Origin of the sequence: Corynebacterium sp. HS2168-gen11, assembly GCF_024834075.1 — a bacterium.
Taxonomy (GTDB): domain Bacteria; phylum Actinomycetota; class Actinomycetes; order Mycobacteriales; family Mycobacteriaceae; genus Corynebacterium.
Map to the genome: position 1 here is coordinate 41,251 of NZ_JANUXR010000006.1, position 25,352 is coordinate 66,602.

Annotated in this window: 21 protein-coding genes; 9 read left to right on the forward strand and 12 right to left on the reverse strand. The window is 50.1% G+C overall.

Annotated features, from left to right (window positions below; all coding sequences use genetic code 11):
- Window positions 1-134: 134 nt before the first annotated feature.
- A complete protein-coding gene (locus NXS99_RS05565) occupies window positions 135-1,196 on the reverse strand; it encodes a PDZ domain-containing protein (RefSeq protein WP_259287764.1) in 1,062 nt (353 codons plus the stop codon).
- Window positions 1,197-1,274: 78 nt separating this feature from the next.
- On the opposite strand from NXS99_RS05565, the gene NXS99_RS05570 reads away from it, so the two are divergent.
- From NXS99_RS05570 to NXS99_RS05580, 3 genes are all read left to right on the forward strand, one after another.
- Window positions 1,275-2,693 carry a zinc-dependent metalloprotease gene (locus NXS99_RS05570; protein WP_259287670.1) on the forward strand — a complete coding sequence of 473 codons (1,419 nt, stop codon included), beginning with the start codon at window positions 1,275-1,277 and terminating at the stop codon, window positions 2,691-2,693.
- A gap of 599 nt (window positions 2,694-3,292) precedes the next feature.
- Complete coding sequence (locus NXS99_RS05575; RefSeq protein ID WP_259287671.1) at window positions 3,293-4,789, forward strand: ABC transporter permease/substrate-binding protein; 1,497 nt, start codon at window positions 3,293-3,295, stop codon at window positions 4,787-4,789.
- The gene (locus tag NXS99_RS05580) at window positions 4,789-5,514 is read left to right on the forward strand and encodes an ABC transporter ATP-binding protein (protein ID WP_259287672.1); all 726 of its coding nucleotides are present in this window, start codon (window positions 4,789-4,791) and stop codon (window positions 5,512-5,514) included. The genes NXS99_RS05575 and NXS99_RS05580 overlap by 1 nt, the downstream gene beginning before the upstream one ends.
- 4 nt (window positions 5,515-5,518) lie before the next feature.
- Here NXS99_RS05580 and NXS99_RS05585 read toward each other — a convergent pair whose 3' ends face one another.
- Window positions 5,519-6,022: a M48 family metallopeptidase gene (locus NXS99_RS05585; RefSeq protein WP_259287673.1), complete on the reverse strand. Its 504-nt coding sequence runs from the start codon at window positions 6,020-6,022 to the stop codon at window positions 5,519-5,521.
- Window positions 6,023-6,103: 81 nt separating this feature from the next.
- Between NXS99_RS05585 and NXS99_RS05590 the strand changes: the two genes are divergently transcribed.
- Window positions 6,104-6,931, forward strand: coding sequence for a hypothetical protein (locus tag NXS99_RS05590; RefSeq protein WP_259287674.1), 828 nt, complete (start codon window positions 6,104-6,106; stop codon window positions 6,929-6,931).
- 81 nt (window positions 6,932-7,012) lie between these two features.
- Here NXS99_RS05590 and NXS99_RS05595 read toward each other — a convergent pair whose 3' ends face one another.
- The 7 genes from NXS99_RS05595 to NXS99_RS05625 all read right to left on the reverse strand — a co-directional run bounded on the left by NXS99_RS05595 (window position 7,013) and on the right by NXS99_RS05625 (window position 19,098).
- Window positions 7,013-9,097: an ATP-dependent DNA helicase UvrD2 gene (locus tag NXS99_RS05595; RefSeq protein WP_259287675.1), complete on the reverse strand. Its 2,085-nt coding sequence runs from the start codon at window positions 9,095-9,097 to the stop codon at window positions 7,013-7,015.
- Between the two features lie 297 nt (window positions 9,098-9,394).
- Window positions 9,395-10,474 carry a TrkA family potassium uptake protein gene (locus tag NXS99_RS05600; RefSeq protein WP_259287676.1) on the reverse strand — a complete coding sequence of 360 codons (1,080 nt, stop codon included), beginning with the start codon at window positions 10,472-10,474 and terminating at the stop codon, window positions 9,395-9,397.
- A gap of 67 nt (window positions 10,475-10,541) precedes the next feature.
- Complete coding sequence (locus NXS99_RS05605) at window positions 10,542-13,829, reverse strand: DEAD/DEAH box helicase (RefSeq protein WP_259287677.1); 3,288 nt, start codon at window positions 13,827-13,829, stop codon at window positions 10,542-10,544.
- Window positions 13,826-17,008, reverse strand: coding sequence for an ATP-dependent DNA helicase (locus NXS99_RS05610; RefSeq protein ID WP_259287678.1), 3,183 nt, complete (start codon window positions 17,006-17,008; stop codon window positions 13,826-13,828). Before NXS99_RS05610 ends, NXS99_RS05605 begins: the two co-directional genes overlap by 4 nt.
- Window positions 17,009-17,010: 2 nt before the next feature.
- Window positions 17,011-17,877 (reverse strand): TIGR02569 family protein, encoded by an 867-nt coding sequence (locus NXS99_RS05615; RefSeq protein WP_259287679.1) that lies wholly within the window; start codon window positions 17,875-17,877, stop codon window positions 17,011-17,013.
- A gap of 39 nt (window positions 17,878-17,916) precedes the next feature.
- Window positions 17,917-18,831 (reverse strand): DUF3152 domain-containing protein, encoded by a 915-nt coding sequence (locus NXS99_RS05620; protein ID WP_259287680.1) that lies wholly within the window; start codon window positions 18,829-18,831, stop codon window positions 17,917-17,919.
- 30 nt (window positions 18,832-18,861) lie between these two features.
- Complete coding sequence (locus NXS99_RS05625; protein ID WP_259287681.1) at window positions 18,862-19,098, reverse strand: DUF3107 domain-containing protein; 237 nt, start codon at window positions 19,096-19,098, stop codon at window positions 18,862-18,864.
- 181 nt (window positions 19,099-19,279) lie between these two features.
- Here NXS99_RS05625 and NXS99_RS05630 point away from each other — a divergent pair, with 181 nt between their 5' ends.
- Together NXS99_RS05630 and NXS99_RS05635 are read left to right on the forward strand one after the other, a co-directional pair.
- Window positions 19,280-20,617, forward strand: coding sequence for a DEAD/DEAH box helicase (locus NXS99_RS05630; RefSeq protein WP_259287682.1), 1,338 nt, complete (start codon window positions 19,280-19,282; stop codon window positions 20,615-20,617).
- Window positions 20,618-20,637: 20 nt separating this feature from the next.
- Window positions 20,638-21,846 carry a hypothetical protein gene (locus NXS99_RS05635; protein WP_259287683.1) on the forward strand — a complete coding sequence of 403 codons (1,209 nt, stop codon included), beginning with the start codon at window positions 20,638-20,640 and terminating at the stop codon, window positions 21,844-21,846.
- On the opposite strand, the gene NXS99_RS05640 is transcribed toward NXS99_RS05635, so the two are convergent.
- The gene (locus tag NXS99_RS05640; protein ID WP_259287684.1) at window positions 21,828-22,262 is read right to left on the reverse strand and encodes a hypothetical protein; all 435 of its coding nucleotides are present in this window, start codon (window positions 22,260-22,262) and stop codon (window positions 21,828-21,830) included. The genes NXS99_RS05635 and NXS99_RS05640 overlap by 19 nt on opposite strands.
- Before the next feature lie 640 nt (window positions 22,263-22,902).
- On the opposite strand from NXS99_RS05640, the gene NXS99_RS05645 reads away from it, so the two are divergent.
- Complete coding sequence (locus tag NXS99_RS05645) at window positions 22,903-23,163, forward strand: WhiB family transcriptional regulator (protein ID WP_259287685.1); 261 nt, start codon at window positions 22,903-22,905, stop codon at window positions 23,161-23,163.
- Between the two features lie 93 nt (window positions 23,164-23,256).
- On the forward strand, window positions 23,257-23,331 hold the full coding sequence (locus tag NXS99_RS09185) for a 50S ribosomal protein bL37 (protein WP_096334972.1): 75 nt from the start codon (window positions 23,257-23,259) through the stop codon (window positions 23,329-23,331).
- 229 nt (window positions 23,332-23,560) lie between these two features.
- Here NXS99_RS09185 and NXS99_RS05650 read toward each other — a convergent pair whose 3' ends face one another.
- Window positions 23,561-23,827, reverse strand: a complete 267-nt coding sequence (locus tag NXS99_RS05650) for an anti-sigma factor (protein WP_259287686.1) — start codon at window positions 23,825-23,827, stop codon at window positions 23,561-23,563.
- A gap of 37 nt (window positions 23,828-23,864) precedes the next feature.
- Complete coding sequence (locus tag NXS99_RS05655; protein WP_259287687.1) at window positions 23,865-24,452, reverse strand: sigma-70 family RNA polymerase sigma factor; 588 nt, start codon at window positions 24,450-24,452, stop codon at window positions 23,865-23,867.
- Between the two features lie 197 nt (window positions 24,453-24,649).
- Here NXS99_RS05655 and ybaK point away from each other — a divergent pair, with 197 nt between their 5' ends.
- Entirely contained in the window at window positions 24,650-25,153 is a 504-nt protein-coding gene (gene ybaK / locus NXS99_RS05660) for a Cys-tRNA(Pro) deacylase (protein WP_259287688.1), read from the forward strand.
- Window positions 25,154-25,352 lie beyond the last annotated feature (199 nt).

Sequence of the window (25,352 nt, forward strand, 5' to 3'; positions counted from 1 at the left end):
CTCAACGCTGCTTGCTTCTCCACGCTGCTTACTTCTCTCCATGCGCGCGATACGTATTCACTATCGGCCGCATCAAAAAATTGTATGCGTTCCGCGAAGCTGTTTTCTATCACTCCGCAACTACCAGTGCGCGATTATGACTCGTCTTCACAGCTCCGTGGCTGTTGACCGGCGGCATACTCATCCATGGCCCGCACGGCATCATCAAGGGTGCGCACAGCCGCGATTTTCATCTCACCAAAGCTACGGCCTGCCAATTCTCGACAATTTGCAGTTGGCGCCAAAAATAGTTCAGCCCCTGCCTCCGCGGCGGCGGCAGCTTTATGCCGAATACCGCCGATGCCACCAACCTCACCGACATCGGTAATCGTGCCTGTACCAGCGACGAACTTTCCGTGATTTAATTCGCCAGGCGATAATTTATCAATAACTGCTAGTGCAAAAATCATGCCGGCAGAAGGCCCACCAATATCCTTAAGGTTGTAGTTAACTTCAATATCATCAGCTGGAACTGTGGACATATTAATGCCCAAGAACCCCTTGTTGGCATCATGCGGGTGCTTGCCAAGCGTGACCACCACGTCTTGTGCTGCGCCACCACGGGTGACCTTAAGATGTACATCTGTTCCAGGCGCAAGGCCCACGATCATCTCACGTAGTTGCGTGCTCGTGGTCACCGGCTGGTCATTGACCGTAAGAATCCGATCCTCTGCGCGAAGAATATTTTCAGCAGGGCTGCTTGGCACCACACTTACAACTTCCACAGCCAACGGCAACTGCAAATAGTGCAATGCCGCAGTTGTTGCCAAAGATTCAGACGATGTAAATGCTTGCTGATTAAGATCGTGAATCTCATCTTTCGTCTTATTCTGAGGAATTACTTGCTCAATTGGCACAATAGTGTCGCCGTAGAACAGCCACCGCCCTAACGCCTGTACAAAAGTCATATCGGTGCGCACACTGACCGTGGTCATATTCAAGTGCCCCCGAGTGTGATCAACAACTGGTGCGTGAATTTCGACAACATCTTTACCATCGATGCGCTCTAAGGTATTAAAGGTTGGCCCTTGCCCTTCTGCAGCATAAGGCACGGTCAGAGAGATATTTGTACCTGGAATATGGTCACTTATCATCACAACGCCGAGAATCAGTGACGGAAGTAGGCCAAGTGTCAAAGTGCGCAAACGTGGTTTCACGATGATCCAGCTTACATGTTCGCTCACAGCGTGTGAAAGACTCTGGCGTGAAACTGAGAAAATAGGTAGCGTAGAAATATGAATAATAACGGTTTTGGTTTCTCATTCGGTTTTAATCCCGACGACGATGATAACGGTGATCTGCCAAATGACATTGGCAAAATTCTTGGCCAATTCGGTTCTATGCTCTCCGACATCGGCAATACATTCGCTTCTCCCGCCGAAGGACAAGAGTATGTCAATTATCGTCTCGCAGAAAAAGCTGCCCTCCGCGCCTTGCAAAGCACTAAGGGCGATACGTCTGTTTCCGAATCAGATCATGCAGCCGTTACAGATGCAGTCCGTTTGGTTGAATTATGGCTTGACGACGCCACTGATCTTCCGGCTTCCTTAAATACTGTCGTCACGTGGAATGCTGCAGACTGGGTCAAACAAACCTTACCTGCTTGGAAACGTACGGTTGAACCTTTTGCAAAGCATATGCACTTTGCTCAATTAGGAGAAACCATCGACGGTGGTCATCCTGTTCCACCAGACGATATGATGGGCATGATCAATCTGATTAATGCCAGCAATAATGCCTCTCACCTCGCCAAGAGCTTGGCGACTACTGCGCACGAAGTCTTAAGTGGCGCTGATTTTGGTCTCAACGTCGCCCCTGCTGGCGTGACTGCAATTCTGCCAGCGAATATTCACAATCTCAGTGAAGAAATTGGGGTTTCGGAACAAGATTTCTTAGTGTATCTCGCAGCTCGTGAAGCCGCTCGTCAGCGCCTCTACAAGAATATTCCTTGGTTAGGCGAGCTCATTGTGGCATCTGCCGAAGAATATTCTGTTGGCTTGAAAGTTGATATTTCCCATATCGAACAAGCCATGGACGGTTTATCTGAATTTGCAGGTGACCCTGCCGCCATGAAACAAGCTATGGATGACATGCTGGAGCTGAATCTGCATCCAAAGGTGAGTACCTTAAATACCAATGCAGAACAGCGTCTCGAAACATTAATGGCGCTCATCGAAGGTTGGGTTGAATTCGTCGTTGATGAAGCTATGGGACCACGTGTTCCAGCAACCGCAACACTCGCACGTGCCTGGGCGCGTCGTCGCGAAACTGGCGGATCCGCCAAGCAGCTGTTCTCCGAGGTGATTGGCATTAAATTGCAAGAACCACGTGTGGAAGCAGCTCGCGAACTCTGGAGCCGCATTACCCAAGCAGTTGGTGTGCAACGTCGTGACCAGATTTGGTCACACCCAGATTTCATTCCACAAGCAGCACATCTCGACAATCCGGCTGATTTCATTGATTCCTTGCTGGATGAAGCAAGTATTCGTGATTTCGACCCAATCGCCGAAATTGCCGCATTAGAGGAAGAATTGGCGAAGAAAGCAGCAGAGGCTGAATCCGCAAGCGCGGATTCAGCAAGCGATCCTGATGCTGATCCACAAGATGCTACTGATGCATCTTCATCTGAGGACGATTCTCAGCCAAATACCTAATTGAAACACACAGGGATGCAGCCTGTTCGTGTGGTTTCGTGCTTGTCAACCGTTGCTGTTGGCAAGCAGCGTATTCCCGCACAAACGCTCTTGGCTGCATCCCTTTTCTCATCTCAAGTACGTGAGAGCTTCGCAGACACTTCACAGTACCCACGCGGTTACACCAGCTCATAGCATCTCATGCGCCCGTCCATCGAGAACACTCCACTTCCACAGGCCAGCTCATAGCACCCCATAACATCCGATTGCGCGCAATGGATCTGCAGCTACGGCAGCACCATCTCCTAGCACTTACCGCACAAAAACATGAACGACGCAGGGAACGCCGCAGGAACAGTTGTACTTCAGGAGCATTGGCATTCGCCGTTCCAGGCTCATCACTGCCCAGCAGCAACACTCCCCTGTCTGAAACGCATGCCAATCTCAGCCGCATGCACACATGCCATATTGCGACTGACCTCGTAAAACCCTTACATGCCTACCAACGCACCCAAGCAAGATTCTCGCAATTCCGCCCATCCGGCGTTGCAGTTTGGGAATTATTCCAGCATCAAGCCTGTTGCAGTAACTAGTATTCGTAAAACTAGAAAGGAACGTTGATGAATTTTTATGCTCATCTCGTTGCCGAACACTTAATACTTGCACTGGGTTCCGCCGCAATCGCGACGGTTGCGGGCATCTTAGTTGGTATTTGGCTTTCGCACCGTCCAAAACTTGCACAAGGTGTCATCTCCTTGGTCAATATTGCCTATACCATTCCATCAATCGCCTTACTTGGTGTTTTGATTACCCTCACTGGTATCGGTAATACCACCGCGGTGATCGCGCTGGTCGTCTATGGCTTAATGCCAATTGTTCGCACCACTTATACCAGTTTGCGAGAAATTAATCCTGCCTTGATCGAAGCTGCCGAAGGCATGGGTGCGACACCTTCCCAAGTTTTTAGAACGGTGGCATTCCCACTGGCATTACCAGCGATTATTTCCTCTGCTCGATTGGTCGTCACGATGACCATCGCATTAACCGGTATTGCGTCGTTTGTGGGTGCTGGCGGTTTAGGTGTTGTCATTTACCGTGGCATTACCACTGGTAACCAGCAGTTAATTATTACTGGCTCCATTTTAGTAGCGCTGTTGGCAATTTTGGCTGACGCGGTTTTAGCGATCGTGCAACGTGGCTTGACGACCACCACGCAGCGTCGTCGTCGCACGTCAAAGATTCTGGCAGTAGTCGCAATTATTAGCCTCATCGCAACCGGCGCCAGCGCACTGCGAACGGAATCGACCAAGACCATTGAATTGGCCACCAAACCAATGACTGAAGGACTCATTCTTGGACAACTGGTCAAGCGCACCATCGAATCGAATACTGGCTACACCGTAAATGTGACCGATGGCGTTGGCGGCGGTACCTCAAATATTCAAAAGGGCATGCAGGCTGGCGATTTCGATCTCTATCCGGAATACACTGGTACCACCTGGCAGGTTGTATTAAAGCGTGAAGATGCCTATTCCGAAGATCGCTTCGATACCCTTAATACAGAGTTAGATGCAGCATTCGGCCAAACCTATGGCCCAATGTTCGGCTTTAATAACACCTATGCACTGGGCGTTTCTCGCGAAACCGCAGAGCGCTATAACCTTCGCACCTTCAGTGATTTGCAGAAGGTATCTTCCAAGCTTTCCTTTGGCGCTGAATATGACTTCTTCGAGCGTGAAGACGGCTACCGTGCCTTGACCGATTTCTACCACATGAACTTCGCAAAGCGTGTGGATATGGATAACGGGTTGAAATATCAAGCACTGCTGGATAATCGCATCGATGTCATCACGGTCTTTACCACCGATGGCCAAACGAGTGATCCAAACTTGGTGGTTTTAAAAGACGATCTTGAATTCTATCCTTCCTACCGTGCTGGTTTGCTTGGCACCACCGAGTTTTGGATGACGCACCCAGAAGTTGCTGAAGCCTTAAAGAAACTCGAAGACGTTATCGACGAGCCAACCATGGCACGATTGAACTACGAGGTTGAGATCAACAAACGCACCGCCAGTGATGTCGCTGCAGAATTTTACACTTCACTAGGAGCTCAGTAATGACAACCATTCGTTTTGATCACGTTTCCCACGCCTACGGCGCGACGAAAATTGTCGAAGATTTTTCTCTGATAATCAACTCCGGTGAGTTCATCAGCATCGTCGGCTCCTCCGGATCTGGCAAAACCACAATCATGAAAATGATCAACGGCCTGGTCATCCCTAATTCTGGCGACGTGCTGGTTGAGGGTGAATCCGTGCAATCGCAAGACGCCGTGAAGCTGCGTCGCAAAATTGGCTACAGCATTCAAGGAAACGTATTATTCCCGCACCTCACGGTAGGTGAAAATATTTCCTATGTACTCGACCTCATGGAGTATTCAGCGGAGCAAAAAGCCACACGCATTCAAGAACTTCTCGAAACCTTCCAGTTATCAGCAGATATCGTGGACCGTTTCCCACATGAGATTTCTGGTGGACAAGCACAACGCGTTGGCATCGCCCGCGCCTATGCCTCCAAACCAGGCTGCCTACTCATGGATGAGCCTTTTGGCGCAGTTGATGCAATTACGCGCTATCAGCTGCAAAAAGACTTAAAGAAATGGCAGCAACAACTCGGCCTGACCATTGTGTTTATCACCCATGATATTCGCGAAGCACTTTCGATGAGTTCGAAAGTATTAGTGCTTCACGACGGCAAAGTTCAACAGTTTGATACTCCCGAAAATATTCTCAACCACCCGGCACCAGGATTTGTCGAAGAACTCATTGCGATGAGTACTTAATAGATCAGTGGAATCTTCCCCACGCTTCTAAAAATCCTGCTGCACGTTGTGCATGAGCTGCGCGATTCGCATACTCCCAAAATTCTGCGGAATGTCCCGAATGAATGAACGTATGTACCAGCTCATGCACAATTACTGCATCAAGGACATAATCGGGTACTTCCTGGAGCCGATCAGAAATCCTAATCTCCCCGGTTGCAGGTGTACAGGATCCCCAACGGGTGGTCTGATTATGCACCCACCGAATCGTCGTCAAGCGTGCTTTTGACTCTAATACTTCCGCATTTAGCTGTGCTGCGCGCTCGGCTAAATCTGCATCACTGCGTCGAGTGGAATCTTGCCGCTTGCGCAGTTTTGCCACCATATCAGCGGCGATCTCATGTTGCCGAGCACTCGAAAGATGCGCTGGCATTCGGATGATGATTGCGCCATTCTCCCACCGTGCCTGCACAGTTTTCTGTCGGCGGGCACTGGTAATAATGCGAACCTCAACGCCATCGATATTCATATCACCTCATCATAGGCGGTGTGGGGAAAAAATTTTGCAAGTTCACATGACACGCTTGGCCAGCTGTGTTGAAATATAACTATGAACGGCGATCATACTCTCGTACGCTTGCGGCCGACGGCACAGCTTATCCCGCGCGGTGCAGATATGATCCAATGCGGTGTCAATGCCGCGACAGACGGTGTGTTCCCGATTGCGCCAGCCTTGCAAACCCGCGTGTGCGAAATCTTCAATACGCTGTCAGATTCGAGCACTGTAAGCAGCATTCATCAACAATTAGTCACCGCTGGGATGCCGATAGCCACCGCCCAACTGCTTCTCGACGATCTGCGCTACCACGGCGTGCTTATCCCCGCGCAGCGCCTTTCGGTTGTACTGCTCGGACGCGGTGTAGTAGTGAATCTTTTGGCACAAGCATTACGGTGTGCCGGACATCAGGTGCAACGATGCTCCACGCTTCATCAATTCTCAGCGCTCTTCGATACACTCGATGCGCAAACTGTGCTGATACCAGTTGGAAGGATCAATTATTCGCCGCACGCGTTGCAACAATGCTACCAACATCCATGTGTTATCCCCGTATCCCGATTCCAAACATCTGCCATAGTAGGGCCCGTGCGTTGGGAGCATCAAGGGTCATGCCTGCAATGCAGCCATCTGCACCATACCGATGAAGATCCCTACTGGCGACAAGCTGCATACGCACTAGCCGACGATTACAGTCCAAACCCAGTACTCGACTATGCGATTGCCAGTACCCTGCTCCGATTCTTCAGCACAGCAGAACTAGGTCCTGCCTTAATAGGACGCACAATAGAATTTTCACCATTCTATGGCTACGAACACGAACAAATAGTCCAGCAACACTCCTTGTGCTATTTCTGCTGGAGTAACCAGAACGTAACCTAAAACTCAGCGGCGAAAAAGTACAAGGAAAGTGGTGGCACAATCACCAGCACTTGTATTCGTACCACCACGAGCCACCTGGTCTCAACTATCCGATCCGGCCTCATTTACTGACGTAGTTGCTGCAATAACTGCTAACAGTTCAGCACCAAAGCGTTCCACTTTGACCGGACCAATCCCAGAGATAGTCAACAATCCCGCTTCATCTGTTGGCAGCTGTTCTGCGATCGCTAATAAGGTAGCGTCGGTGAAAATAATATAAGCCGGTACTTTCTGTTCCTGTGCAGTAGCACTGCGCCATTGACGCAACGCTTCATAGACATCCATACGTGCAGGTGATGGACAATCATCACAGCGCTTCACCACACGTTGCGCAGGAGTCGTCAGCATTTGCCCGCATGCTTGGCAGACGTGCGCATGCACGACTTTCGCAGGTATCTCGCGCGTTGGCGGATCCGCCACAATTGTGTCTAAAAAGCGCGTGCGCTTGCGACTTTTGCGTCCACCTTCTTGACGCGCAAACGCCCACGAATGGAATAAGTACTCTCGCGCACGCGTCACACCAACATAAAACAGGCGACGTTCTTCCTCAATGGCAGCATCTCCTGCTTTAATCGCATGACTAATTGGCAACGATCCTTCAGTTAAGCCCACTAAAAATACTGCATCCCATTCCAAACCTTTTGCCGCATGCAATGAGGCAAGCGTGACACCATTCATCACAGGTGGATGTTTTGCTTCGGCACGCTGCTGCAATTGGAGCAATAATCCAGGCAGAGTCAGATCTGGAATGGTATGGCCTAATTGTTCCGTTAATGACACTAACGCTTGAAACGATTGCCAACGCTCGCGTGCCTGAGTACCAGTTGGTTCTTCTGGACCAAACCCAAGTGGCGCGAGTGCAGCGCGCACCAAGCGATGAATCTCTGGCCCAACTGCTTCTGGTGGCAGGTCATCGCGCTGAGCAAGGTTGCGTAACGCAGTCATGGCCTGCTGGATTTCCCTGCGTTGGAAAAATTCCTCGCCGCCGCGCACCTGGTAGATAATGCCTGCCGATTCCAAGGCTTGCTCGAATACCGCCGACTGAGCATTGATACGGTACAAAATCGCGATTTCACTGGCAGGCACCCCATCGCGCAACAGCTGCTGAATGCGACGCGCCACACCGCGAGCTTCGGCAGATTCATCATCATAGGCAGTAAAGACCGGCTTCGGTCCAGATTTACGCATGCCTTGCAGTCGCAAACGCGTTTTGGCCATGCGCCCAGTTGCCTGATCGATCACAGTATTGGCCAGCTCTGTGACCTCCGGGGTGGAACGGTAATCACGTTGCAGCTTGACGACGGTGGCGTGCGGATAGGTGCGCTCGAAATTAAGCAGGTAGTCAGGAGTTGCACCGGTGAACGAATAAATGGTCTGGTTGGCATCTCCCACAACGGTCAGATCATCGCGATCACCAAGCCATGCCTCTAATACGCGCTGTTGCAGTGGAGTCACGTCCTGATACTCATCAACGACAAAGGTACGATATTGTTCTCGAAATTCCTCTGCGATTGCTGGTGAGCGCGTCAATGCCCCTGCAACGTGAATAAGTAAGTCATCATAATCCAGCAGCATGCCTTCAGGGGTAGTTTTGAGCTGTTCATAGCGTTGAAAGACCTTCGCAATGGTATCCGGATCATCCGGCAGGCTACGATGACTTGCTTTTTCCGCATATGTTTCAGGAAGCACAAGCGAAGACTTGGCCCATTCAATTTCACTGAGTAAATCGCGTAGGTGTTCCGGTGTGGTACGAATCCCCACTTCGTGTGCGGCTTGGCGAATCAGCGGAAATTTTTTATCCACTAATCGCCACGGAAGATTATTGCCTGCAATTTTAGGCCAAAAATAGCTTAACTGCTTAAAAGCAGCAGCGTGGAATGTTCGCGCCTGTACCCCACCAATACCCATCTGCCGAATACGCTGAACCATCTCAGCAGCAGCCCGTTTGGTAAATGTTACGGCCATGACTCGCTGTGGGCTGGTGAACCCCTGATCAATCAGATAGGCCAAACGATAGGTGATGGTACGTGTTTTACCAGTACCTGCACCAGCTAAGATCGCAACTGGCCCGCGTGGCGCGGTTGCAGCCAGACGCTGATCGTCATCTAGGTGGCTGAGATCAATCATGGTTCCCATATCCTTCTCGTCTATCTCAAAGTTATGAGCCTACGCCAACTATGTTCCATGCGCTCGTCAATGCCACAAGCTGCAAGAATTGACAATATCGTGGCATCAGATACACGAGGAGCTTGTGGTATATGCGAATGCTGACCTCACAGAACACGATTAATACGCATGCTGAATCAGCAGGATCAATGCCAGAGCGTTACTTCAGTGTGCATGCACGTATTCATTGGCACTGATCATCATGCGTATTCTCACTCGGTGAATATCAACTGCTCGTTGCTCACCGATACCAGCCATTTAGGCTTGCTCTTTGTATTCCTCGCTAAACACGCGACGCACATAGAGCAAACGATCTCCAGGTTCAACGGTTTCAGCTTCTAAAGAATCAATACGGAACAGTTCTCCAGAACGCACAACGCCGAGAACAATATCGGCCAAGTGACGTGGGTTGGCACCAACTTCATCTTCAGCAACTGGGCGTTCGGCAACCGAGAAACCTTCGTCTGGAGAAAGCAGATCTTCCATCATCTCCACCACTGATGGTGTTACTGTTGCCAGACCTAACATGCGACCGGCTGTTTCGGAGGAAATCACCACGGAATCGGCACCAGATTGCTCTAAGAGGTGCTGGTTTTCACTTTCGCGCACACTGGCAACGATCCAAGCAGAAGGTGCTAATTCACGAACTGACAAGGTCACAAGCACAGCTGTATCGTCAATCGAAGGAGCGACGACAATAGCTTTCGCTTTGGAAACACCTGCTAGTTTCAGCACATCAGAACGAGTTGCGGAACCGATCACCGTTACCAAACCTTGTGATTCTGCAACATCTAAAGCCGAGCGATCGGTGTCAATAACCACAATTTCTTTCGGCGAGACACCGTCGGCAAGCAATGCCGCCACGGCAGAGCGCCCCTTGGTGCCGTAACCAATCACAATGGTATGGTTCCGCAATTTTTTCCTCCAACGTTGAATTTGCCATGCTTTACGTGATTCTTCTGTCAGCACCGATAAGGTGGTACCGACCAGCAAAATCACGAATGCTATGCGCAGCGGGGTCACAATGAAAATATTGACCAGGCGGGCGAACTGAGTCACCGGAGTGATATCGCCATAACCTGTGGTAGACAACGAAACTGCCGAATAATACAAAGCATCGATGAAGGTCAAAGGCTCGGAGTACCCGCCTTTGTCTAAATACGCCAACAGCGTCACGCCCAGCAGCAGCAGTAATGCTATGGCGAAGCGCCGCGCAATCAAACGAACTGGACTCGCCTGTTCGCTTGTCGGCATTCGGATCACATTTAACAAAATATGATCCGGAATGTCGATATGCGGTGCATCGTTACGGAACCGATCCGGTAATCGCTGTAGCATGAAGATCCTTCAACCCGAAAATATGTATTCTTACGATAGTCTAACCTAGGCGTATGAGTCTGGCTCTCTAATCTTCTGCCTTCAGCCGCATCAGCTTGGCGATTTCTGCCTCATCAGGAAGATCCGCCACCTCAAGCAACTTCTCATCGCGCACATAATAAAATGCACACTGCACATTCGCAGGATCGCATTGCTGCATTTTTGCCCACGCGATGCGATACATGGCCAACTGCACTCGCACATCATGTAATTCTCGCGCATTTGGCGATTTACCCGTTTTCCAGTCGACAATCAGCCAACTGCCATCAGGCTGCGCAAAAATCGCATCCATGCGTCCGCGGATCATTACGCCATCAATGAGCACTTCAAATGGATGCTCCACATACGTAGGCGTGCGATCTGCCCACGGGCTTGCGAGGAACTTTTGCTGCAGTTCAATCAAGATAGGATCTTCGACTGCTGCCTCATCCACGGTGTCGGCGAATAAATCCTGTGCGGCGAAACGATGTTCCAACCACGCATGGAAACCTGTGCCACGCTTGGCATATGCATTTGGCTTAAATGGAATTGGACGACGTTGTCGGCGGGCGAACTGCTCTGGATTGGTCTGGAATGCCACAATATCAGTCGCGGTGAGTTGGTTCGACAAAGGCACATTCACCGTTGCGGCAGCGTGGCGTTCATGCTCTTCGATTAATGCCGTCACGTCGCGTTCCCAGAGCTGATAAATTTCTTTCTCATCTCGATATTCAGGCAGTTGCTCATACGCAGCCTTGACCTTTGTTACCGCAGGTGCAAGGCGCTTTGCGACGAGTTCAAGCCCCTTAGATGGGAAATATTTATTCGCCGATGCTGCAGCTGCTTCATCAACATCGTCTGATGCAGCGCCAGATTCTGCCCACGCAACTACCGATGCTGGGTAGTGCTGTTTGAGCAATTCCAACTGCTGATACGGTTTCACTGTCCTTGACTTCGTCGGATCTGCCGAACCAGTAATACTTAAATATGTTTCCGCGCGCGTTAGGGCAACATAAAACAGCCGGATGGTTTCTTCTCCAGCAACCTCTTTGAACTCCGCCATATGCGCTTTTAATTCTACTTCCAGCTCTTTGCGATCCCAAGCGTCATCGGGTTCAAATACCGGCATACCTAAACCTTCATCATTTTCTCGTGCATCGCCGCGCAACGTAGACGGTAGTATGGCTTCATTTTTTACCCATGTCGTAGTTTTATTGTCATAGGTAGAGCTATCCGCATGCACGACATAGACATACTGCCACTCCAAACCTTTGGCTTTATGGACCGTCATAATCTGCACTCGCTCAGCATTTACGCGTACTTCGCCAGCGGAAAGGCCTTTATCGTGCGTGCGAGCTTGTGTGAGATAGTCTAGGAATTTTGGCAGGCTGGCTCCCGGAATCGCAGCGAATTGTTGAACTTCTTCATAGAAGCGTTCCAGATGGGAAAGTCCGGCAGCTCCATCTGCATAAGGGTTTTCGCGCGCCAGGATCTCCGTGCGGATACCCATGACTTGTTCAATGGCAACAAATAATTCTGGCAAATTATAGCCCAACGCGTAGGTACGCAATTCGCGTAACTGGCTTCCTAACTTCCGCAAACGTGCAAGTCCTGTAGGAGAATACCCTGCGGCGTCGCCAAGATCTGCTAGTACATCGCCTAATCCCACCATCAAGTCTGGTCGGGTTGGGATTAATGCTTCTAAGCTTGCGCGCAGTTGATCTTCTGGGCTCAGCGATTCAACATCCGCTGTGTCACCGTTGGTATCATGCGGATCTTGCATCTGCCTGCTCAATTGCTTGCTGCGGCGGGCTAACTGCAAAATATCTGCCATGCCTAATCCCACCATTGGCGAGGTGAGGACACGCAAAGCCGCAGGGGAATCATATGGTCGGATCAGCACCGTAGCAATAGCCACGAGATCAGCGATTTCTGGAATATCCAGTAATGCTTCTGATCCCACAATTTCCACTGGTACACCAGCCATCCGCAATGCCGCTGCTATCGGCGCCATATGATAATTTTTTCGCACCAATACTGCAGCAGTAAACGGCTCAGTACGATCACGCTGCTGATAAACCTTGGCTACGTTTTGTGCCACCGCAGCGATTTCTTCTTCTTTGGTGGCATAGAATCCCAATTCCACAGTGCCTGCTTCGCGATTCGGCACGGACACTAAAGGTTGCACTGGTCGACGGCTATCCGTCGGTGGCCCTAAAACAGCATTAGCGACGGTATTTGCCATTTCCAATACCGCAGATGGATTGCGGAAACTCATGGTCAATTCTTTTTTCTGCGCTGGTGGCTCATACGGTGCGACGAAGTCAGTCATAAACCGATCAAGATTAGCCGCTGTTGCACCACGCCAACCATAAATAGATTGCATTGGATCGCCCACTGCGGTCACCGCACAACCTGCAAATAAGCTCGATAATAAGATGCGCTGTGCATGCGAAGTATCTTGATATTCATCGAGGAAAATTGCATCATAGCGCTGCCTAAAATGCTTACGCACCAGCGGATGTTCCTGAGCCAACCGTGCCGCAATGCTCATTTGTTCGCCAAATGTCATCAAATTACGTTCACTCAAGGTTTCTTTGAGTTTCTTCACCAATGGTAGATATTCAGCACGTACAAGTTGAGCGGTACGATATTGCATCATGTCACCATTCAACTTTTTACCCTGGTTTGAACGACGTGGACGCTCATCAATATATTCCACGAATGCTCGTGATTCTTCCAGAATATCGGCTGCATCAACCATGTGATTATCCATCTCAGAGGATAACGCCACTAACCTCTCAACTACCGTTGAGAATGCTTTATCCGAATGCAGTGGGCCTTGATATTCCCGAACCACATCGGAGGCAATCATATACAGCTCAGTCTGTGAAATAATGCGTGACTGCGGTTCCACCGGCAATAAGAGACCAAATTCTGCAACGATTTGACCGGCAAAAGCGTCATAGGTCATCGCCTGCGGCTGACTTGAACGTAATCGTTGGGCTAATTGCCCAGTTGGATCCAACTGCTGCAATTGCGGAATACCCGCAAGTTGGACTAAACGTGTTCGCATACGTTGCGCCAATTGTTGGGCAGCTTTTCTGGTAAAGGTGAGACCGATGACGCGATCAGGATCGAGCATGCCATTTGCGACTTGCCAGACGACCCTTGCCGCCATTGTTTCGGTTTTGCCAGCACCTGCACCAGCAACCACCAATAAAGGTTCCAGTGGGTGTTCAATCACTGATGCTTGTTGCGGCGTCGGTGGAAATTTTTGCCCCAACCATCGCGATAATTCTTCAGGTGAGACTGGTGATTCAGCGCGCATGCTCATAGCTGCTCCTCAGTGGTTGGAAGTGGCGTTAATCGCAATCCTTGTTGCGTTGGGCACACATGGGTCAACGTACAGTGGTCGCACAGTTCTGATCGTTGTGTCCGAAGTGTAGGACCTGTTAAGTCCTCATATAGTTGTTCTAAAGATTCGGCAAATTCTGCAAGTTCAGCAGGAGTTTTCGCGTTTTGCTTGAGTACCTTAACGGCACGGTATACCAGGATCTCTGGATACACTAACTCAGCAGCTTCAACTTTGAGCCCTTCACCAGTGACAATTTCATGTTCTCGCATCTGGCCGTGGTGGAGCGCCAACTGATATGCCAATAGCTGCTTATGCTCTTCCGCTTTTGGTGCGGTTATGGCAGACTTACCAGTTTTGAAATCAATGATAAGGCAACTGCCGTTGCTATTTTGCTCAAGCCTGTCAATTCGGCCTTGAATGTGCACCTTCTCCGAAATGCTGACATCTAGCATGATTTCGTTTTTGGCAACCGCATCGAAGGACTCACGCTCTTTTACCCATTGTTCCAACTGCTCAAGGGTTTGCATAAACTCCTGAAATTTTGCATCTTGCTGCCATGCAGGATTATTGAATAAGCGCTGGTACGTATGCGCAACAAGGAGCCGCACGACCTCTGGATCTGCACCATTGCCATAGGCTTCAGCCGCAGCATGCAATAAACTACCGCGCAGTAATGTATCTGATGCCTCAAACTCTTCAAACGCTTGCCCCAGTACGGCATGTAGTGGACACTGCAAAGCCTGGTTAATTTTTGATGGTGATAATGCACGTACCTGTAATGGTTCTTCGGTAGAAACTCCACCATAACCCCACCACTGCTCAACATGTGCACCTGGGACACCGGCATTCGCAAGGCGCGCAAGTTGGCGTGCCGCTTGTTCTTGGGTGGTGGCATCTTGTGTCGGATCTTGTACAACACGACGCAGCTCAGCAATGATCGTCTCAGGCGCAAGTAGCCGGAGTGAAGGTGTTTCTACAGTGCCATCGAAGCGAGCTTCTTCTACCTCTGGTTCTGCTTGAGTAATTGCGACCTGCAATTCATGAACAAACCGAGAAGGCTCAATGGCTTCATCACTATCTGGTGCAGAAACCACCATTACCGATAATGATCCGGTTGCGCGTGAACAGCACATCCGGAACAGTCGTCGTTCTTCTGCTAAACGCTCGTGGTTACGCGAAACTGGGGTGCCAGGTGGAATCTGTTCATCTAAATATTCCAATAATTCTTCTTGTTGGAATAAATCGCCCGTTTCACGGAAATCAGGCCACAGGCCTTCTTGGGCACCAGCAACAATTACTGTATCCCATTGCAAGCCACTGGCGCTGTGCGCAGTTATTAAGGTGACGGCATCTGGCGCAACAAGTCGACGATCACGCACATTGGTGGCAATTTCTTGGGCGCGAATATGCTCAATAAACGCATCAATACCGGCATGTGGCTGGCGCTCAGCGTAATCACCAGCAGCATCAAATAATGCCATCATGGCATCAAGATCATGATCTGCTTGTGAACCAGCTGATCCGCCTCTTAAGCTCACGGCTAAGAGGTGATTCCCCAGACCAGTTACATCCCAGGTATTCCACAAGATTTCTTCCACGCTGCCCTCAATTTGGGCTGCTTGGATAACTGCGCGAATCCGCTCGAGAATCTGATACTCACGTTCACTGATGGTTTCTTCCAACAAAGCTTGCAGCTCAGAATCAATGGTTGCTTCACGCGCATAGCTCGCCAACACCTCAAGTGCTACACGTAGTGGTGCATCAGATGTATCATCACCATGTGCACGCACTCGACGCAATTCAGCAAGGCGTAATCCTCGTAACAACCTGCGTAAAATCACTGGATCAGCACCACCGATTGGGCTGATACAGAGAGCCTCAAACTGGCTTATACTTCCGCCATGACGTGCACTTTCAATCGCGGTGATTAGCGCTTCAACCAAGTGATTATTTTGGAGCACACGTGCAGTTGTTTCAGTGGTGACTGGCACTCCAGCGGCAAGTAAGGCTCGCCGGATCTCCTCACGCTGGCCGGTGTGGCGCACCAATACGGCCATTTGATTCCACGGGAGAGATTGTTCTAGGTGAGCGCGTCGTAAAGCATCGGCGACGCCAACTGCAAGATCTTGCTCGCGCGAAAACGTCGTAATCGTTGTGCTCGTTGGCTTGCGGAATGATTGGGTCAGATGCAGCTGGTGCTCAGGCTGATAATCTTGCAAAAACTCAGGTCGGGCGCCGCGGAAATGATAAATGGAATGCTCAAGATTACCTGCAATTACAGAAAACTGAGTATGCAAGCGTAATTCCTGTAAAAAGGCGGCAGATTGCGGATCAAGATGCTGAGCATCATCAACCAACAGCACTTTGACGCCTGTGGAGGAAAGATCGTGGGCAAGCACTTTATGCATAAGCTCAGCGGCACTCACCACATGCGCGCCAGAAAGAGCCATAACCTGTCTATATTCAGTTAGAAAGGCCGCTGCACTGGACCATATTGGGCGGTCGAATTGCTCGCCAATAGCTTTCAGCTGAGCTGCATCGCAACCACGTTCGACTGCACGAAGAAGGAAATCACGAACTGCGAGAGCGAATCCTTTTAACGGAACGGCATTTCGGATCTCTGCCGGCCAGTGGCTAACTTGCCGTATTTTCGACTCATTACGCAGCATTTCGCCCATAATGGCGTCTTGTTCAGCACCTGTCAGCAGACGTAAAGAATCGCCTTCAAATTTACGCAACAATTCAAACGCTGCGGAGTGAACACTGCGCACAGTTGTTTGAGCAGCACCATAGTGGCGTGTGCCCAGTCGTTGCACGAGCTGCGCATGTAATCGTGATGCAGACGATTTTGAAGGCGCAATGATCATAATTTCGTCAGGCAAAACACCATCATCAAGACACGCAATCGCCGTATCGATGAGCAGGGATGATACGCCCGTGCCTGCCTCACCTGTAAGTTTCCAATGGCCAGTGCGGAGACGATACAAATCGTTGTCCCACTGGTGTTCGGGAATGTTGTGCTGTTCACGGTAGAGACGCACCGTTGGGACAGGTGGAATGAGTTTCACACGGTGATCATTCCCAGCGGTATCAGCGGTATTAGTGACAGTCGTAACAGCACCGCTTGGCGGTGCATCAGTATGTGGTGGTAGGTGCATGATTATCCATCAATATGCTGCAGGACAATTGGGGTGAGCCACTGCAGGTTCGTTCCAGTATTTGCAGTTGCGCCGGGGTGAAAGGCATGAACATAGAGCCGATACAATAAGGCGCGAATAAGTAATTGATCAAGGTGTGCCAGGTGTCGATACCTGCGTAAGATATTAACATCGACCGCATTATTCAATAAGGCATCAATCATCGTTTGTGCCGCTGTCGTACCGAATGGATGCAGGCTGAGGGCAAAATCCGTCACCGTGGGTGCGTGCTGGCCAGAATAAATAGTCGTAGCAAACATATCACTATGTGTCAGCTGGACTGGTACATCAGCAAGTGGGCGCAGACGACGCCGAAGTCTACGAATCAAATCATAGGCTGCTTCTTGCGCAGGAATTTCCGGATCAAAGTCGGCTAATCCATCGTCATGCTCATTCCACGCACATTGATCAGCCCGAGTAAATGCATCGTTACCATGCACATTTTGGAGGCTTTCAGGGATTGCATGTTCTGCAAAACTTTCGTCAAGCCGTAATGCCGCTGCAACAGTTTCATCTACCCGGCGCGCAATGGATCCCGCAACCCAGGTCGATGCTCGCCAGCCGCCGTTGATGAATCGACCATCTGAGGTACGCACTGGGCGAACAATGCGAACTCCTGGCACGCTTAAATGTTCGCGGATGCGTGAACTTAGCGCCGCACGGTTGGTGTGAATCACGGGCATGATCACGGTATCAGCAATGCGCCAGCCGTAATCCCACGCGACTCCCATGCGCTGAGCTGGGATATGTGGTGCGAGATGGAAGACATCTCGCACAGCATCGGGAACTCCATGCGGAGTAATTTCTGGTATCTGTGGATCGGTTACCATAGCGGATGCTTCCTTCAAGCTAGCACGGATGTCGCGAGGTTAAATCAATGGATATGGCCATGGATTTGCACGGCAGACAAGTCCATCGTCTTTATAAACTTCATTTGGGTCGATAGTAAAGAGTTCAGAATTGCTCAAACTAATTGTTTGTTGCATCATCACTGGCGCTAATTCGCCTTGACCACCGCATGGTTCATGCAGGCCGTAGCCAATTCCATGACCAACTTCGTGGTTAATCAGATATTGACGGTAGCGTCCAAGATCACCTTCAAAAGTGCCAGCACCACGGACCCACCTGGATTCATTAATAATCACACGGTTGCCGATACCAAAGAAACAAGAAGTTTCCATATCAATACTCACACCACAGCTTTCGTGAGTGGTTTGTACACTGGTGAGTTGAATACGCAAGTCTGGTTCAACTCCTGGCGTAAGTTCGATGTGCTCAAAGCGGAATCTCGGATCATGCGTCCAACCATTCACGCTGGTAAGTGTGGCATCAACGAGTTTGGCAAAAGCCTCATCACCGCCATAGGCGGAGGTATCAATGCCCTCTTCGACCTCAGTAATATAACGGATTGTCCGTTCTTCGCCCTTCCCTGCTGCTGCCCCAGGCGTGCCGACGACGCGGAATTTCCCTGCCCCTTTAATGGTAAAAGGATCTCCTGGCGGCAAAGCGGTTTTATTACGGATCTCTTGAGTCATCGTCGCTGGATTTGGACCGTGCTCATGATCGTGCTCTGCCGCAACCTGCTCGGTGACAGTTTGAGTGACAACTGTGCTGCCTGATTGTGCGGAAGTGGAAGAAGCTGGACTGGTGAAAACGTCGACAAGCACCCAAATCGTAATAATTGTGAGCACTGGGATGGCATACGCACGCCAGCCATACAGTGCCACGAACTCGGCAAACGCAGTGCGTAGTGAGAAGTGCTGAGGTACTTGTTGATCGCGCATTATGGTCTCGCTCGTCGGTGAAAAGTGGTGTTAGGATTCGGTAACGCCAGCAAAGCCAACGGTACGTTGTGCATCCTCACCAATTTGTACATACGCAACCTGGTTGCTGCGCACTAAGAAACGGCGGCCTTTATCGTCTTGGAATTGCAATACGCTGGCGGCGTCGGCCAAGCCTTCTTGCACAGTCGCGGTGACTTCTTCTTGGGTTTGGGAGTTTTTAATAATCAGTTCACGTGGTGAATCGATAAATCCAATTGTGATGACCATAAGCGTTTCCTTTTCTCTTACACCTGTTATGCACAAGGTGTTGCGTGTGTACGACAATGCGCCTGCAGTTCGGGCAGCAAGTGCACTGATATTACGATCTTAGTCATAAATGGCAGTGTTGGGGGCAATACTAACCGTAGTTACTTACAAAATCCCTCATAAAAACAGTACTATCGAAAAGGTGAATACTTTAGGAACCCAACCGACGTTCTTTGAACTTGGTGTGGCAGCTGAAATTACCCGCGCACTCGCAGAACTTGGTATTACGCGGACCTTTGCGATTCAAGAATTGACGTTACCGATTGCACTTGATGGGCGTGATCTCATTGGGCAGGCGCGCACCGGTATGGGCAAGACGTATGGTTTCGGTGTTCCGTTGCTTGATCGAGTCTTTGATGCAGCAGACGTTGCCGAGCTTGATGGGACGCCGCGAGCACTGGTGGTGGTGCCAACGCGCGAATTAGCGGTGCAAGTAAGTGACGACTTTACAAAAGCTGCAAAATACACGCCATTGCGCATTGCGACGTTATATGGTGGTCGCCCGATTGAAGAGCAAGAAGCCTTGCTGAACAAGGGCACTGATGTGGTAATCGGTACCCCAGGGCGTCTGTTAGATTTACATCAGCGTGGAGTGTTGCGCCTGGATCAGGTAGCGATTTTAGTGCTCGATGAAGCCGATGAAATGCTAGATTTGGGATTTTTCCCAGATATTGAAAAACTGCTGTCGGCATTAACGCATGACCACCAAACCATGCTGTTCTCTGCCACCATGCCAGGGCCGGTCTTGACATTAGCACGGACCTTCTTGCGTCAACCGGTGCATATTCGCGCCGAAGAACCAGATGCGAAAGCGACGCATGCCTCCACCGAACAAGTGGTGTTTCAATCACACCAGATGGATAAACCTGCCTGCATTGCTCGCATTTTGCAAGCGCATGGCCGTGGGAAGACAATTATTTTCACTCGCACCAAGCGTTCAGCTTCATCTGTTGCCGAAGATTTAGCAACGCGCGGTTTCTTAGTTGGTGCAGTGCATGGCGATTTAGGTCAAGGCGCGAGAGAGCAAGCACTACAAGCATTTCGCGCGGGCATGGTGGATATTTTGGTCGCCACCGACGTTGCTGCGCGCGGTATCGATGTTGATGATGTCACCCATGTGGTCAATTATCAGACTCCAGATGATCCAATGACCTATGTGCATCGCATTGGGCGCACTGGTCGAGCTGGCCACACTGGTATCGCGGTGACTCTAGTTGGATACGATGAATTGTCCAAGTGGAAGGCCATTGATACCGAATTAGAGCTCGATCGCCCTGAACCTCCACGCTGGTTTAGTACCTCACCTGAGTTTTATGAAGCGTTGGCGATTCCAGACAGCGCGCAAGAATATATTGGATCTGCGCGCAAGGTGTTTGGCAATCGTGTGCCTGCCAGCAGAACGCGCAGCTCAGGCCAGCGCTCGACACGTAGCAGTACTTCCCGATCCCGTTCGACTCGAAACCGTTCAACTCGTCGCTAATGCTTGATTATTCTTCACGTATGTCTCGTGACCGCCGTATTGCTGCAGGTCTGGTTGTTGTAAGTACGCTCGCTGTTGCTGGAGCTTGGTGGAGTGCGCCGATTCGGCAGTCACACCTGGTGCCAGCAGCGACGGCGTTTGTGGAATATCCGGCAGCGACCAAAGCACAAGCAGCCTATACCGAAGCTGCACGGTATCCAGGTGATTTCTCCAACGCCAATCCGGTAGTTGCCGGCGGATTGGTCATGACAGTGGAAAACACCGACCAAGGTTCGCGCTTGCAGGCTCATCACCCGCTCACAGGTGAAGTGGTGTGGGAATATTCGCGTAATTACCAGCTATGCTCGCTTGGCACTGCTTGGGACACTGTGGTGGCAACCTATCGCACTGGTGTTGGTTGTGGCGATGTTGTGGCACTGCGGGCAAATACTGGTCAGTATGCCTATACGCGATCTGCGAATGCTCCGAGTGAAGCCTTGAATCTCGAATCAAATGATCGGGTTGGCACGATTGCACCGCAGCGGCTGGAATTGTGGCGCTCTGATTTGGTGCGCACTATTGAATATGGCGAGGTAGAGGCCAAACAGGAACCGAATATGCAACCGCATGAAGATTGCACGATTACATCGGCGTGGACGCGCAGTGAAGATCTTGCGCTCACTGAAATTTGTGATGGATCATTGTGGTTGCGGCAGTTACAAACCTCACCTGAAGATTCTCGCAAACCGGAAATTGCCCATGAAACAGAACTTGCTCCGCAGTCGGTGGTCATTGCCCTAAGTGCCGACGCGGTGGCGGTCTATTCACCTGGGCCAACGCCGACGATTTCACGCTATTCCACTGCGGGCGAACTCCTTGGCAGTATCGAAGTAGCGTCTGCGCCAGCGGTGACTACTGCTGAAGATGCAGTATTTATTGCACATGGTGGTGATTTGCCACATCATATTACCTGGTTTGATGGTGTGCGATTGTATATTTTGCATCCGCTGACATTAGAGATCGAGCATGTGCTTGACGACGCTGTCGGTTCCCCAGTTGCAGTTGGTGCAGAATTTGCCTATCCAACTGCTGCAGGTATTGCAATGGCATCATGGGATACAGGTGAAAAAAGCCGTGAGATCCCGCTTGATCGCGGTGGATATCACGGCCCTATTGGGTTGAAGTTGGCTGGCGATGCTTTCGTCGAAAAGCAAGGCACAACCGTTGTGACTTATTTGCCTGTGCCATAGGTTTCCGAAGCCCATACCAACGCTGGTGGACTAAACATCAGGGCGAGTGCAGCTACGGCGCTGAACCCGACGATAGCTGCGAGGAAGTACTGGCCGGCACCGATCATGAAATAGGTGTTTAAGGCGAGAATCATTTCTAGCATGATGATAGGGCCGCGTCCCCAGCGATGTCCTTTTGTTAAAAGCCAGCCGCCGATTAAGACGGTCCCAAAGACGATGAGGAAGAAAATCGCTGAGCCGTAGCCGACAAATGTGTGCGCTTGGGTGGATTCGTAGACTAATGCAGGATCTCGGTAGCCACGTAATTCACGCACGATCAGCACGAGTGCGTATGCGATGCCAAGCAGTGATTGCACTGCAGCAATGCCGACAGCTGCCAAGACTGGGGTTGGAGGACGTGAGGCAGGTGTATTCATACTGTGCAAGTGTAGTCGGGATTGAAAGAAAGCTGGAAGCGTCTGTGTATATACTCCCCCTAGTTTCAACTATTTAGTGGGATAAACCTGCGAAATGGGGGTAATTATAAATATTGAAGATTTTTTGGGTTACTGCTGGTATCTACAGGTTTCCCTAAACCAAAGATTACCCCCATCCTCAGAAAAAGCAGGAGAATGAATCATGGTGCGATGCTACATATGCACATAGGAAAGTGGGAGGGATTGGGGGTGATACAATTTGACGAATTAAAGATTTATCGTTAGTAAAATGTGTTTTACGTTTGCGCAGGAAAATCACTATTTGCAAGTTTTTTTACAGGTAAAGCCTTTTGGGGAATGAGAAAGTTATGGCCCATATTTCCATAATGCATATATGACATTGGTCACAATTTAGCGGTAAACTCTAGCTTTATTTAGCAATACATGGAAATATTCATGGACAGATCACACAACGAGACGGTTTCTCGACAGGTCAGCACTTTCCGGATTCGTTGTTGTATAAAGCCTCGACTTTTCAAGCCTTGACGATCCGCTGTGGCACGCATCTTTCGCAACAGCGCTTATAAAACTGCTGCCCTCACCTAGAACTGACATTTCATGTACTAAGGAGTGCATTATTATGGATTGGCGCCACAAAGCCGTCTGCCGTGACGAAGACCCAGAGTTATTCTTCCCAGTAGGTAACTCAGGTCCTGCATTAGCGCAGGTTGCAAACGCAAAATTGGTCTGCAACCGCTGCCCTGTCACATCACAATGCTTAGCATGGGCACTTGAAACTGGCCAAGATGCTGGCGTATGGGGTGGCATGAGCGAGGACGAGCGTCGTGCTTTGAAGCGTCGGAACAACCGCACTCGTGGACGTTCCCGCACAACGGTGTAAGATTAAAGTCCCCAGCGATTTCCACGCTTTACTCCTAACAAGTAAAGTGGAGTCCTGTTCATCCCTCCATAACCCTTAAAAAGGAGAACAATTATGAGCCAGCGTGGCCGTAAGCGCAAGGATCGTCGTAAGAAGAAGGCAAACCACGGTAAGCGTCCAAATTCTTAAGCGATGCTCGGTTTGGTAATTCATTACCACGACTATTTCAATAAAAGCCATGTGCGTGGCATTCTCATTTCGAGGACGCCACTCACATGGCTTTTGTGCATCTACGATGCGTATGCTCACGAGACGTACCTATGCCCTGTTGGCGGCGCAGTGAGCGTCGTCAAGCAAGAGCTGTGATACGCAAAAAGTGGTGCAGCAACTGCTACACCACTGTTATCCAGGATCGCTCTTACGACAACTTTAAGGCTTGTAAAATGCGATCGCACAACGACGAAGGCGCCGAAGATTCACATACCTTTTGCAAGACTCCACGTAGTTGCGCTTCATTTGCAACCACCTCTGCACAGCCTGGGCACATATCAAGATGTGCTTCTAAACGCTTTTGCTCAGCAGGAGTCATTGCTTTATCAACAAACTGATACAAGAAGACATGAATATCCTCACAGTCTACGCGCGGATCTCCACCTGTCTCGGGCAACCCATACTCTTCAGTCATACCTGCTCACCATTGTTTCGCTTCGTTATTTTGGCTGTTAATCCTTCTCAACAGCGATGCCATATTCTTTTGCTACATCCTTCAACACATTTCGCAGTTGTTTTCTTCCTCGATGCAGGCGCGACATCACGGTGCCTAATGGAATGTCGAGGATTTCTGCAATGTCTTTGTAGGCGAATCCTTCAACATCGGCGTAATAGACCACCATGCGATAATCATCACTTAACGCATTCATCATTTCCAAGATGGTTTCGTTTGGAATATGCTTCAGTGCTTCAACCTCGGCAGATTCCATACCAACTGCACGATGCGTGGAAGAATTCAGCAGCTGTGAATCGGTGACATCATCAGCGCTGGTTTGAATTGGTTGGCGTTGCGCTTTGCGATAAGAGTTAATGTACGTGTTGGTCATAATCCGATACAGCCACGCTTTTAAATTCGTGCCTTCGGTAAATGAACCAAATGCTTGGTATGCCTTAATAAAGGTTTCTTGCACCAGGTCTTCTGCATCTGCAGGATTCCGTGTCATGCGTAGCGCACCGCCATAGAGCTGATCGAGCAGCGGAAGTGCTTCTTGTTCGAAGCGTTGCTTGAGCTTACGCTCAGTATGCTTTGATGTTGCCATTACGGTAGTGTCCACCTCCCTACTGCTGTTCACAATGCGACGTCATTGTTTGACGTCTGAGGACCACAGTGAGAGTTGTGTGGCTTCGCGTCTCAATGTGGTTCCGCAATCGATCTTAGACTTTTCTGCTTTGTTTAGGGTAAGTTCCAACGATGCCCAAGGTTGCATTTGGCATAAAAGCGTGTAGGAATGAATGCATGGGAAAAAAGAAACCTCATGCGGCTACCCCTGCGCTGGCTCTGCTTGATCAGGCAAATGTGTCTTATAGCGTGCATAGTTTTGAATCTGGCACCGATAATTTTGGGGAACAAGCGGCTGCGGCACTTGGGATTGATCCTGACCAAGTGTTTAAAACACTTGTTATTGATCTCACAGCTGGCAAGGGTCCGAAACGACAGCTGGCGGTTACCTGTATTCCGGTTTCTTTTCAACTGAGTTTGAAAAAAGCAGCGGCTGCTTGCAAGGTCTCTAAAGCGACAATGGCGAATCCGCATGATGCTGAAAAATCGTCTGGGTATATTCCAGGAGGCATTTCCCCGCTTGGTCAGAAAAACCTCTTGCCGACAGTGATCGATGAAACTGCGTTGTTATTCGAGACTATTTTTGTTTCAGGTGGTCGGCGAGGACTTGATGTGGAAATTGCGCCGACGGATCTTGCAGCACTCCTGAATGCAGAGTTTGTTGATCTCGTTGCAGGTTAAGGGGCTGCGGCGGGGCTGCGTTATCGCTGCGGCAGGGCTTCCTAACGGATTCACGACGCTGGAGCGATGCTGCGTTATCGCTGCGGCAGGGCTGCAGCGGGGCTGCAGCGGGGCTTCGTCAATTCCTCACCGCTGCGGCGTTGCTGTGAAAATTTCCGCGAGTAATCTTCGCCTAAAAGCCTCAGCAAACTGTCCCGAA

What these genes read in the sequence shown, in the direction of transcription:
- NXS99_RS05600 (WP_259287676.1), bottom strand. Translation starts at nt 10,474, where the DNA reads ATGCTACAGCGATTACCGGATCGGTTCCGTAACGATGCACCGCATATC.
- NXS99_RS05595 (WP_259287675.1), bottom strand. Translation starts at nt 9,097, where the DNA reads ATGATTGATCTCAGCCACCTAGATGACGATCAGCGTCTGGCTGCAACC.
- NXS99_RS05640 (WP_259287684.1), bottom strand. Translation starts at nt 22,262, where the DNA reads ATGAATACACCTGCCTCACGTCCTCCAACCCCAGTCTTGGCAGCTGTC.
- NXS99_RS05575 (WP_259287671.1), top strand. Translation starts at nt 3,293, where the DNA reads ATGAATTTTTATGCTCATCTCGTTGCCGAACACTTAATACTTGCACTG.
- NXS99_RS05625 (WP_259287681.1), bottom strand. Translation starts at nt 19,098, where the DNA reads ATGGTCATCACAATTGGATTTATCGATTCACCACGTGAACTGATTATT.
- ybaK (WP_259287688.1), top strand. Translation starts at nt 24,650, where the DNA reads ATGGGAAAAAAGAAACCTCATGCGGCTACCCCTGCGCTGGCTCTGCTT.
- NXS99_RS05580 (WP_259287672.1), top strand. Translation starts at nt 4,789, where the DNA reads ATGACAACCATTCGTTTTGATCACGTTTCCCACGCCTACGGCGCGACG.
- NXS99_RS05620 (WP_259287680.1), bottom strand. Translation starts at nt 18,831, where the DNA reads ATGCGCGATCAACAAGTACCTCAGCACTTCTCACTACGCACTGCGTTT.
- NXS99_RS05570 (WP_259287670.1), top strand. Translation starts at nt 1,275, where the DNA reads ATGAATAATAACGGTTTTGGTTTCTCATTCGGTTTTAATCCCGACGAC.
- NXS99_RS05590 (WP_259287674.1), top strand. Translation starts at nt 6,104, where the DNA reads ATGAACGGCGATCATACTCTCGTACGCTTGCGGCCGACGGCACAGCTT.
- NXS99_RS05610 (WP_259287678.1), bottom strand. Translation starts at nt 17,008, where the DNA reads ATGCACCTACCACCACATACTGATGCACCGCCAAGCGGTGCTGTTACG.
- NXS99_RS05585 (WP_259287673.1), bottom strand. Translation starts at nt 6,022, where the DNA reads ATGAATATCGATGGCGTTGAGGTTCGCATTATTACCAGTGCCCGCCGA.
- NXS99_RS05635 (WP_259287683.1), top strand. Translation starts at nt 20,638, where the DNA reads ATGTCTCGTGACCGCCGTATTGCTGCAGGTCTGGTTGTTGTAAGTACG.
- NXS99_RS05655 (WP_259287687.1), bottom strand. Translation starts at nt 24,452, where the DNA reads ATGGCAACATCAAAGCATACTGAGCGTAAGCTCAAGCAACGCTTCGAA.
- NXS99_RS05650 (WP_259287686.1), bottom strand. Translation starts at nt 23,827, where the DNA reads ATGACTGAAGAGTATGGGTTGCCCGAGACAGGTGGAGATCCGCGCGTA.
- NXS99_RS05615 (WP_259287679.1), bottom strand. Translation starts at nt 17,877, where the DNA reads ATGGTAACCGATCCACAGATACCAGAAATTACTCCGCATGGAGTTCCC.
- NXS99_RS05645 (WP_259287685.1), top strand. Translation starts at nt 22,903, where the DNA reads ATGGATTGGCGCCACAAAGCCGTCTGCCGTGACGAAGACCCAGAGTTA.
- NXS99_RS05605 (WP_259287677.1), bottom strand. Translation starts at nt 13,829, where the DNA reads ATGAGCATGCGCGCTGAATCACCAGTCTCACCTGAAGAATTATCGCGA.